The organism is Staphylococcus canis (assembly GCF_016238445.1).
Lineage (GTDB): Bacteria > Bacillota > Bacilli > Staphylococcales > Staphylococcaceae > Staphylococcus > Staphylococcus canis.
Window position 1 is genome coordinate 1 of the sequence record NZ_JABANU010000073.1, and the last position, 366, is coordinate 366.

General features: G+C 41.5%; 2 tRNA genes. Both read left to right on the forward strand.

What is annotated here, in order from left to right:
* The first annotated feature begins 48 nt into the window (after positions 1 to 48).
* Positions 49 to 125, forward strand: a tRNA-Ile gene (locus tag HHH54_RS10955).
* 30 nt (positions 126 to 155) lie between these two features.
* Positions 156 to 231, forward strand: a tRNA-Ala gene (locus tag HHH54_RS10960).
* The last annotated feature ends 135 nt before the right edge of the window (positions 232 to 366 follow it).

Genomic DNA, 366 nt, shown 5'->3' on the forward strand with positions numbered 1-366 from the left:
ATTGTATTCAGTTTTGAATGCTCATTCATTGAGTTATTCAATTTAAATGGGCCTATAGCTCAGCTGGTTAGAGCGCACGCCTGATAAGCGTGAGGTCGGTGGTTCGAGTCCACTTAGGCCCACCATTTAAATGATAATAGTTGTTAAATAGTTATGGGGGCTTAGCTCAGCTGGGAGAGCGCCTGCTTTGCACGCAGGAGGTCAGCGGTTCGATCCCGCTAGTCTCCACCATTTATAAGATTGTACATTGAAAACTAGATAAGTAAGTATAGATTTTACCAAGCAAAACCGAGTAACAAGCGAAACGCTTGAAACAAACAATTATCGCTAGTCGTTGAAAAACGACACACATAATTAATAACTGGT